Here is a 3794-nt window from a genome sequence, read left to right on the forward strand (position 1 = left end):
CAGCACGTTCGCCGCGCCCGATGAGCGTCGCGGTCGGACGGTCGAGACGAATACCCCGTCATCGACCTCCGCGACCCTCCCTCGTGCGCGGGTGAGCGCCTCGCGCGACTGCCCGAGGGTGAGCCCGGACCACCAGGCGAAGTCTGCGACCCCCGCGGGCCCGTGCCCGTCGATGTACCGCACGAAGAGCTCGGCCAGCGGGTCATCGGGCGTCGCATGCTCGCGGATGTGCTGGTCGACCAGCACGAAACGCTGTTCGCGACCCACGGCGTCGCGCGCGACGACCGGGCCCTGACAGATCAGACCGTCGAGGGTCAGTTCGCTCAGCAGGTGGATGCCGCGCTGCCCACCGGGATCGATGCCGATACCGGCGAACACATCGAACATCGCGGCGCGGGGGAGGCCGCCCTCACTCAGACGCGGAACCACTGCCGCCACAACCGCTGTGACCATCGCCCCGTCGATGCCGAGATCGCGCCGCCTGCCTGCGGCCTGCTGACGCTGCCTCTCGCCGGTCACCGACAGCACCCAGCGGAGGTCACGTGCCGGGATGATGTGCAGCGTGCCGCGCATCGTCCACGCACGCACCAGGTCGCCGCGGGCGAAGGCACGATCGACCGCATTCACCGTCGGCTCGCCGCGTGTGCGCGCAGCCAGAGCCCACCGACCGGCGGTGAAGTCCTGGCTCTGCACCGCGAGCATGTGCGACGCGGTGTCGACCACCGTGCGCGCGGGTGCGCTCAGCCGATGCGAACGGAGCCGCTCGGAACGCAGCCGCTCGGCCGGTGAAGTCGCGGTCTTCATGCCCTCATCATGCCGGGGAGGACCGACATCGCGCACTCACCCGTGCAGCGTGACCTCTCGACGCTCGGGGAGCACGACGGGGTGCGAGCCTGCCATGACCTCGAGCACCCGGATCACCTGGCACGAGTATCCGTACTCGTTGTCGTACCAGACGTACAGCACGACGTCCGTGTCGTTCGCGATGGTCGCCAGCCCGTCGACGATCCCGGCGCGGTGCGAGCCGACGAAGTCGGTGGAGACGACCTCGGGGCTCTCGACGTAGTCGATCTGCTGCCGCAGCTTCGAGTGCAGCGAGACGCGGCGCAGGTAGTCGTTGAGTTCATCCTTGACCGCGGGTCGCTCGAGGCTCAGGTGCAGCACCGCGAGCGAGACGTCCGGGGTCGGCACACGGATCGCGGAACCGGTGAGCTTGCCCTCGAGTTCGGGCAGGGCCCGCGCCACGGCCTTCGCCGCGCCCGTCTCGGTGATCACCATGTTGAGCACGGCCGACCGGCCACGGCGGTCACCGGTGTGGAAGTTGTCGATCAGGTTCTGGTCGTTCGTGAACGAGTGCACCGTCTCGACATGGCCGCGCACGATCCCGTATGCCTCATCGATCGCCTTGAGCACCGGAGTGATCGCGTTCGTGGTGCAGGAGGCCGCCGTGATGATGCGATCATCCGCAGCGATCGTCCGGTCGTTGATCCCGTGCACGATGTTCTTCAGCGCGCCCTTGCCTGGCGCGGTGAGAAGCACGCGCGCGACACCCGTCGACACGAGGTGACGGCTGAGCCCTGCCTCATCGCGCCAGCGCCCCGTGTTGTCGACGACGATCGCGTCGTCGATGCCGTAGGCGGTGTAGTCGATCGTGGCGGGGTCGTCGGAGTAGATCACCTGGATGCGAGTGCCGTTCGCGATGATCTGCTCGGCCTGCTCATCGACCGTTACGGAGCCTGCGAACCGGCCGTGCACCGAGTCGCGCAGCAGCAGCGAGGCACGCTTCACGAGGTCGTTCTCCGAACCACGGCGCACCACGATGGCGCGCAGCCGCAGACCGCTGCCGCCGCCGTTGTGGGCGATGAGGATGCGGGCGAGCAGACGTCCGATCCGTCCGAAGCCGTAGAGGACCACATCCGTGGGCGCGCCCACGACGGCTCCGACGGCCGGTGCAAGCGCCTCGGCCAGGTAGGCGTCGAGCGGAAGGTCGCTCTCGGCATGACCTTCGACGAGGCGCGCGAGGTCGAGGGAGGATGCTCCGGGACCGAGTTCATGGACGCCCTCGAGCACGGCGAGGGTCTCATCGACCGCGAGCTGCTCGTGTCCGAGCTGCGCGACCCGGTCGTGGACTTCGACGATGCCTGTGGCCGAAAGCCCGAGCAGGCGGTGACCGTGCAGCGACGTCACCACGTCGCGTTCGCGCTTGAGCTGCCCGATCAGCGGGATCATCCGCTCGGCGAGTTCCTCTCGCGCCGTCCAGTCGTGGTGGGGTGCGGCGAATACGTTCATCTGCGTCCTTGCATGTGTGAGCGCGCCGAGGTCGCCGGCGCGCGAGATTGCCGGGTGAGCTTCGGGGGATGCATCCAGGGTACGCGCCGCGTGACGAGGACCCGAAATCGCGGCATCGCACCCATCGTTCACCGACGAGACAGGGAATCGTGCGAGCATCCGACGCGTTCTCCCCCATGCACGCCCCCGTCGAAAGGCCACCGATGACAGATCGCCCTCGCCCCTCGGCCTGGCCGCCGTTGCTGATCGCGATCGTTCTCGAGGTCGGCGCCACTCTGTCGTTGCGCGCCGCCGAGGGCTTCACGCATCCGTTCTGGCTGATCCCCGTCGCGATCGGCTACACCGGTTCCCTGTGGCTGCTGTCGATCGTGCTCGACCGAGGGATGCAGGTGGGCGTCGCCTACGGAATCTGGTCGGCGATCGGCGTGGTGCTCACCGCGATCCTGGGCGCAGCACTGTTCGGCGAGCTGCTGGGTATGGTGCAGGTCATCGGGATCGGCGCGATCGTGGTCGGCGTGCTTCTCGTCGAGCTCGGATCCCACGCGCGTGAGACACCCGCGGAGGTGGCCTCGTGATGTGGCTTCTGCTCGTGCTCGCGATCGCGAGCGAAGTGACCGCGACTCTCAGCCTGCGGGCATCGGAGGGCCTGCGGCGTCGACGGTGGATCCCCGTGATCGTCGTCGGCTACCTCGCCGCGTTCACGCTGCTCGGCACGATTCTCGCGATGGGGATGCCGGTGGGCGTCGCATACGGTGTCTGGGCTGCCGCCGGTGTCGCTCTCACGGCGATCCTCGGGCGCGTGATCTTCAAGGATCACTTCTCCGTCATGATGGCGATCGGCGTCGCGCTCATCGCCCTGGGTGTGGTGCTGATCGAGTTCGGCGGAGCCCACTGACGATCGTCCGCGCTGCGCTGGTCGATCAGTCCTGCACGAGATCGACATGCGCGCGTCGCCTCAGGCGCACGTCTCCGCGGACGTCTGGTGCTGCTGCGGCGGCGAGGTCTGCAGGTGCGACCACTGCGCGTCGGCATCGATGTCTGAGGTCATCGCGTCGCCGTCGTCTGGCAATCCCTGCCGAAAGCACGCGGCGAACGTGCCCCTCACGACAGGCCGGCGATCGCGAGGCGCAGGATGCCGTCGGCCTCCTGCAGTGCCTGGGCGGCGGAGTCCGCCGACGCACCGGTCGAGATCATCAGGATCGCGAGTTTGACCGAGCCTCCCGCAGCATCCAGCGCGGCGGAGGCATCGTCGAGGCCGGCACCGGTGAGCTCGGTCACCGTGCGGATCGAGCGTGCGTGCAGCTTCTCGTTCGTCGCGAGCAGATCGACCATGACACCCCGGTGCGTCTTGCCGAGTTTGATCAGCGAGAGCGTCGTCAGCATGTTGACGACGAGCTTCTGCGCCGTCCCCGACTTCAGCCTCGTCGATCCCGAGATGAACTCGGGGCCGGTGACGACCTCGATCGCGATGTCGGCGACCGCGCCGATCTCGGATGCCGGATTCG

General features: G+C 68.3%; 4 protein-coding genes and 1 pseudogene. 2 read left to right on the forward strand and 3 right to left on the reverse strand.

Features of this window, described 5'->3' with window-relative positions:
• Together J7E68_RS09070 and J7E68_RS09075 are read right to left on the reverse strand one after the other, a co-directional pair.
• On the reverse strand, positions 1-804 hold an 804-nt coding region (locus tag J7E68_RS09070; RefSeq protein WP_251048817.1), incomplete at its 3' end, for a DNA glycosylase AlkZ-like family protein.
• Between the two features lie 36 nt (positions 805-840).
• The gene (locus J7E68_RS09075; RefSeq protein ID WP_215171889.1) at positions 841-2289 is read right to left on the reverse strand and encodes a glyceraldehyde-3-phosphate dehydrogenase; all 1449 of its coding nucleotides are present in this window, start codon (positions 2287-2289) and stop codon (positions 841-843) included.
• 203 nt (positions 2290-2492) lie between these two features.
• Between J7E68_RS09075 and J7E68_RS09080 the strand changes: the two genes are divergently transcribed.
• Together J7E68_RS09080 and J7E68_RS09085 are read left to right on the forward strand one after the other, a co-directional pair.
• Entirely contained in the window at positions 2493-2864 is a 372-nt protein-coding gene (locus tag J7E68_RS09080) for a multidrug efflux SMR transporter (RefSeq protein WP_215171891.1), read from the forward strand.
• Complete coding sequence (locus J7E68_RS09085; protein ID WP_215171893.1) at positions 2861-3184, forward strand: multidrug efflux SMR transporter; 324 nt, start codon at positions 2861-2863, stop codon at positions 3182-3184. Before J7E68_RS09080 ends, J7E68_RS09085 begins: the two co-directional genes overlap by 4 nt.
• Positions 3185-3390: 206 nt before the next feature.
• Here the strand turns inward: J7E68_RS09085 and J7E68_RS09090 are convergent.
• A pseudogene (locus tag J7E68_RS09090) lies at positions 3391-3794 on the reverse strand (N-acetylmuramic acid 6-phosphate etherase); the annotation flags it as partial.

The sequence above is a fragment of the Microbacterium sp. ISL-103 genome, assembly GCF_018613995.1.
Taxonomy (GTDB): domain Bacteria; phylum Actinomycetota; class Actinomycetes; order Actinomycetales; family Microbacteriaceae; genus Microbacterium.